Annotated in this window: 5 protein-coding genes; all 5 read right to left on the bottom strand. The window is 67.5% G+C overall.

Going from position 1 to position 5,779, the window contains the following annotated elements; translation table 11 throughout:
• The coding region (locus A9X01_RS26010; protein ID WP_155772296.1) for an HD domain-containing protein at positions 1–968 on the bottom strand (968 nt) is incomplete at its 3' end.
• A gap of 43 nt (positions 969–1,011) precedes the next feature.
• Positions 1,012–1,551, bottom strand: a complete 540-nt coding sequence (locus A9X01_RS26005) for an adenine phosphoribosyltransferase (protein WP_065123464.1) — start codon at positions 1,549–1,551, stop codon at positions 1,012–1,014.
• Complete coding sequence (locus A9X01_RS26000) at positions 1,533–3,185, bottom strand: ABC transporter substrate-binding protein (protein ID WP_065123463.1); 1,653 nt, start codon at positions 3,183–3,185, stop codon at positions 1,533–1,535. The genes A9X01_RS26005 and A9X01_RS26000 overlap by 19 nt, the downstream gene beginning before the upstream one ends.
• Positions 3,186–3,188: 3 nt before the next feature.
• Positions 3,189–4,487, bottom strand: coding sequence for a protein translocase subunit SecF (gene secF / locus A9X01_RS25995; RefSeq protein ID WP_065123462.1), 1,299 nt, complete (start codon positions 4,485–4,487; stop codon positions 3,189–3,191).
• Positions 4,487–5,779, bottom strand: a 1,293-nt coding sequence (gene secD / locus A9X01_RS25990) for a protein translocase subunit SecD (RefSeq protein WP_253849397.1), incomplete at its 5' end; no start/stop codon positions are given. The genes secF and secD, both read right to left, overlap by 1 nt.

Below are 5,779 nucleotides of genomic sequence, written 5' to 3'. Positions count from 1 at the left end.
ATCTCGTCGCACAGGATGCGGATGCCGACCAGGTCGTGGATGTCGTCGAAGTCGCGGCCCTTGACGATCATCTTCTGATAGATCGACCAATAATGTTTCGGCCTACCTTCAACGGTCGCCTTGATCTTGGAGGCGTTCAGGGTGTTGGTGATCTCGGCGCGCACCTTGGCCAGGTAGGTGTCCCTCGACGGCGCCCGGCCGGCCACCAACCGGACGATCTCGTCGTACTTCTTGGGATGCAGGATCGCGAACGCCAGGTCCTCCAGCTCCCATTTGACGCTGGCCATACCCAGCCGATGCGCAAGGGGCGCAATGACTTCCAGCGTCTCGCGGGCCTTGCGGGCCTGCTTCTCCGGCGGCAGGAAACGCATGGTGCGCATGTTGTGCAGCCGATCGGCCACCTTGATCACCAGCACCCGCGGGTCGCGGGCCATTGCCGTGATCATCTTGCGGATCGTCTCGCCCTCGGCGGCGCTGCCCAGCACCACGCGGTCCAGCTTGGTCACGCCGTCGACGAGATGACCGACCTCTTCGCCGAAGTCCTCGCTCAACGCCTCCAGCGTGTAGCCGGTGTCCTCCACTGTGTCGTGCAAGAGCGCGGCCACCAAAGTGGTGGTGTCCATGCCCAACTCGGCCAGGATGTTGGCGACGGCCAGCGGGTGAGTGATGTAGGGATCCCCGGAGTGCCGAAGCTGCGACGCGTGCCGCTGGTCGGCGACCTCATAGGCGCGCTGCAGCAGCGACAGATCGGCCTTCGGGTAGACCTCGCGGTGCACCGACACCAGCGGTTCGAGCACCGGGTTGATGGCGCTGCTGCGGGCGGTCATTCGGCGGGCTAGCCGCGCCCGGACGCGTCGCGATGCGCTGCTGCTCGTCTTGACGGGCTCCGCGGGTGGCTCCGGCACTTCGCTGACGGGTAACGGCTCCGTGGGCGGGGCAGCTTGCAGCGTGCTTTGGTCGTCCGCCACGTTCGTCACCTCCGAACTAGAGGATATCGCGGTATTCCGGTTACTAAACGCGACTCAGGCTGTGCACCGACAACGGCGTCAGCGCCTCGCGGCCGCCGAGTTCCGCCAACTCCACCACCACCGCCGCCGATGTCACGGTGGCCCCGCTGTGCTCGAGCAACCGTTGCGCGGCGCCGACACTGCCCCCGGTGGCCAGCACATCGTCGATGATCACCACGCGCCGGCCGGCCAACGCGATCCCGTCGGCCGGGATCTCGAGGGTGGCGGCACCGTACTCGCGCTGATAGTTCTCGCTGAGCACCGGCGGCGGCAGCTTGCCGCCCTTGCGGATGGCCAGCACACCGGTGCCGAGGCGGACCGCGACGGCCGCGGCCAGCAGCAACCCGCGCGCGTCGATGCCCGCAACCAGCTCCGCCCCGTCGGCCACCTCGGTCAGCGCGTCGGTGATCGCCGTCATCGCGTCGCGATCGGCGAACACCGGGATCAGGTCGCGAAACACCACGCCGGGCTTGGGGAAATCGACGACCTCCCTGGTCAGCGCCGCCAGCGTGGCGGACAGATCGGTCACTGCACCAGGGCCCATCTATCCATGTTCCACCCGGCGCCCCAGCGGGTCGGGTTTCGGCTGACGGCGTACATCTTCTTCGACATCAGCAGGGTGCGCTGCTGCCGGTACAGCGGCAGGGTCGGCATGTCGCCCCAGAGCACCGGCGCGGCCTCGCTGAGCAGTCTGGCGCGTTCGGCCGGATCCGCCGAGACCGCCAGCGCCCCGATGATCCCGTCGATCTGGGGGTTGGCGTAGCCCGACAGGTTGTTGCCGTTGCCGCCGTGCAGGGCATAGGCGTCCATCGATGAAGACCCGGTGGATCCGCTGCCGCTGGCACCGCCGGTGCTGGCGACCAGGACGTCGATCTTCCCGTCCCGCAAAGCCTGAGGTCCCGAGGTATCGAGCGTCACGTTCGTCACGGTGATGCCCGCCGGTGCGCACGACGACGCGATGGCGCCGACGGTTGCCGCTAGCCGTGCGTTCGGTCCTCGGTAGCCGATCCGGACGTTCAGCTTGGCATTACCCAGCGCGGTGCGCGCGGCGTTGGGGTCGGCCCGGTTGAATTGCGCCGCCTCGGCGACACCGTCGGCGGCGGCGACGGCGTCCTCGGCCGCCGGGCTCAGCCGCGAGTTGGCGATCGCGACCCCGGCGTCCTTGGCGATGACGTCCCGGGGGGTGCACAGTGCGAACGCGGTGCGCGCGGGCCGCGCCGCCAGCGGTCCCTGCGAGGCGAAGATCAGTTGCTCGATCCCGGCCGACGGCGAATCGCTGCGCTCATAGTTGTCCGGGGTGGCCAGCGCACCGGAGGACCCGGCCGCGACGTCGACCACGTCGACGCTGCGGTTGTTCACCCGGTCCTGGATGTCGCCGCCCTGCGGCCAGACGGTGATCCGCTTGGTGATCGCCCTGGCGCCCCACCAGCGGTCATTGGCGACCAGCACGACGGCACCGCCGTCCAGCACCCGTTCGATCTTGTACGGCCCGGACGACGGGAAGCGTTTGAGGTCGATCCCCGGCTTGAGATCCCAGGTGGTGTTCCACAGCCGCGCAACCTGTTCGATCACCGCCGCCTTGTTGGTCAACAGGGCGGTCGTGATGTCGGTGCCCAGCGTGTCCGCAATGACGTGCGACGGCATCATCGAGGTGGCCGTGAACAGCTGCGTGTAGTCGACCACGCCGCGGTCCGGGATGAACGAGACCCGGGCCTTCTTCTGTCCTGGCGTGCACTCGACGTTGGCGATATCGACGTACCCGGCCTGGCTGGCGGCATCGAAACCGCCGAAGCGCCCGGACTGCGCCGCCCAGGCCAGTACCAGGTCGTCGCAGGTGACCGGCTTGCCGTCGGAATAGACGGCGTTGTCGGCGATTTGGTAGTCCAGCACCAGCGGTGAGCCGCCCACCACCGACACGGTGCCGAAGTCGTGGTCGGCGACCACCTGTCCGTCGGGCCCGTGGTAGCCGAAGCCGGTGAGCGTCCGGGCGAAGGCCTGGGCTCCCGCCGAGGCCGCGCCGATCACGGTATTGGTGTTGTAGCTGGACAGCGCCCCGTCGACGACGTAGTCGACCTGACCGGCGGCGGTGCCCGAACACGCGGTCAGGGTGGACGACGTCAGCGCTGCCGCCGCGGCCGTGACCACGGCGGCTTTCCGCCAGCGACCCCAGGCGGCCATCGGCTACCGCTTGCCGGCGTTTCGTTTGCCGGTGGGACGCCGCGTAGCGGTGGGACGCACCGGGCGAGCGCCCGGGGCCGGCTTGTTGCCAGCGGCCGGCTTGTCTGCGGGCTTGTCTGGGGCCGCCTTGGCTGGCCGGGTGGCTTTTTCGGTCTTCTCGGTGGCGTCCTCGGTCTCGTCGACCGCCTCGTCGGCGTCATCCGCGGCGGTGTCCGCCTTGGCTGTTTTCTCGGTGCCCGCCGTGCCCCCACGCCGCCGCAGCACCCGGCGGGTGTGGTTGCGCACCAGCTCGGTGCGCTCGCGCAGCGTCACCAACAGCGGGGTGGCGAAGAAGATCGACGAGTAGGTGCCCACGATGATGCCGATCAGCTGGACCAGGGCCAGGTCCTTCAGGGTGCCGACGCCGAGCAGCCAGACCGCGACCACCATCAGCGCCACCACCGGCAGCACCGAGATCAGGCTGGTGTTGATGGACCGCATGAATGTCTGGTTGACCGCCAGGTTGGCGTGCTCGGCGAAGGTACGCCTGGTGGTGTGCTGGAAACCGTGGGTGTTCTCTTCGACCTTGTCGAACACGATGACGGTGTCGTAGATCGAGAAACCCAGGATGGTCAGCAGACCGATCACGGTGGCCGGGGTGACCTCGAATCCCACCAGCGCATAGACGCCGGCGGTGACCGTGATGTCGAAAATCATTGCCGCCAGCGCCGATAGCGTCATATAGCGCTCGTAGCGCACGGTGATATAGACGGCGACCAGCACCAGGAACACCACCAGCGCGATCACCGCTTTCTTGGTGATCTGCCCGCCCCAAGTCTCCGACACCGCCGCGTCGCTGATCGCCTTCTTACTGGGGTTACCGTCTGGCCCCTTGGGGTGGAACGCGTCGAACAGCGCCGTGCGCAGCTTCTCGGTCTGCTCGTTGGACAGCGTTTCCGAACGGATCTGCACCGTGGCCGAGGAACCCTTGCCGACCGTCACCACCGACTCGGGGTCCTTGCCGATGGTGTTGTTGAAGACGGTCTCCACCTGGGTGACGCTGATCGCGCCCTCGGTGCCGACCGACGGCATCGACACCGTGGTGCCGCCCTTGAAGTCGATACCGAAGGTGAACCCGCGGATGAGGATTGCCAGGATGGCGATCGCCATCATCGCGCCACTCACGCCGTACCACAGCTTGCGGCGGCCCACCACCTCGAACGCACCGGTTCCGGTGTACAGCCGCGACAGCCAACTATGTTGCACCGCAGGTGTTTTCGTTTCGCTCGCGGAGCTCTCGAGGGTCTTCGGTTTGGACGCCATCACTTATCCCGTCCCGTCTTTGCAGCGCCCGTGGTGGCGGCTCGGCGTTCGCGTGCGACCTGCTGAACGGCGCCCAGCCCGTTGTAGGCGGGCTTGCCCAACCTCGGCGACTTCGACGCCAAGTACACCAGCGGCCAGGTCACCAGGAACACGACCACGACGTCGAGGATCGTGGTCAGGCCGAGGGTGAAGGCGAATCCCTTGACCTGGCCAACAGCCAGGAAGTACAGCACCGCGGCCGCCAGGAAGGTGACGGCGTTGCCGGAAACGATTGTCTTGCGCGCCCGCGCCCAACCGCGCGGCACCGCCGAGCGGAACGAACGGCCTTCCCGGATCTCGTCTTTGATGCGCTCAAAGAACACCACGAACGAGTCGGCGGTAGTCCCGATACCGATGATCAGACCGGCGATGCCGGCCAGGTCCAGGGTGTAGTTGATATACCTGCCCAGCAACACCAGGATCGCGAAAACCATTGCGCCGGAGGCCACCAATGACAACGCGGTGAGCAAGCCGAGCACCCGGTAATACAGCAGCGAGTACACCAACACCAGCGCCAGACCGATCGCGCCGGCGATCAAGCCAGCGCGCAGCGACGTCAAACCCAATGTCGCCGAGACGGTTTGGGCTTCCGACGACTCGAACGACAGCGGCAGCGACCCGTACTTCAGCACGTTGGCGAGCTGTTTGGCGGTCGCGGCGCTGAAGGGCGGCTCACCGCCGCTGATCTGGGTGCGGCCGCCCGGAATCGCCTCCCGGATCATCGGGGCGCTGACGACCTGCGAGTCCAGGGTGAATGCCGTCTGGGTGCCGGTGTGCGCGGCGGTGTAGTCCGCCCACACGTTCGCCGCCGGGCCCTTGAACTGCAGATCGACGACATAGCCCAGGCTGCTCTGGTTCATCCCGGAGGTGGCGTCCTGAATCTGGTCGCCGCTGATGATCGACGGTCCCAGCAGGTAGGCGGTCTTGTGGTCGGTGGAGCAGGTGACCAGCGGAAGCTTGGGGTCGTCATTGCCGGCCAGGATGTCGTCCTTGTCGCAGCGGGTGGCCTGGAACTGCAGGGCGACCATCTGGATGTACTGGCTGGTGTTCTGCCGCCACTTCTTCTCTTGGGCGATGCGCTCGGCGAGATCCTTGCGCGGGTCCGGAGCGGCGGGCTGCTCTGACGGCGGCGCCTCCCCCGTTGGCGCGGGCGAAGGTGCCGGGGGCGGGCTCGAACCTGGGGCGCCGATACAGCCGCGAGCTGACCCCACACCTGACGGCGTTCCCCGAACCGGTGCGCGGCCCGGCGTCCG

Source organism: Mycobacterium asiaticum, from assembly GCF_001668675.1.
GTDB classification, from domain to species: Bacteria; Actinomycetota; Actinomycetes; order Mycobacteriales; family Mycobacteriaceae; genus Mycobacterium; species Mycobacterium asiaticum_D.
Note: the sequence above shows the minus strand (reverse complement) of the source record. Positions and strands in the feature narration are given on the sequence as shown.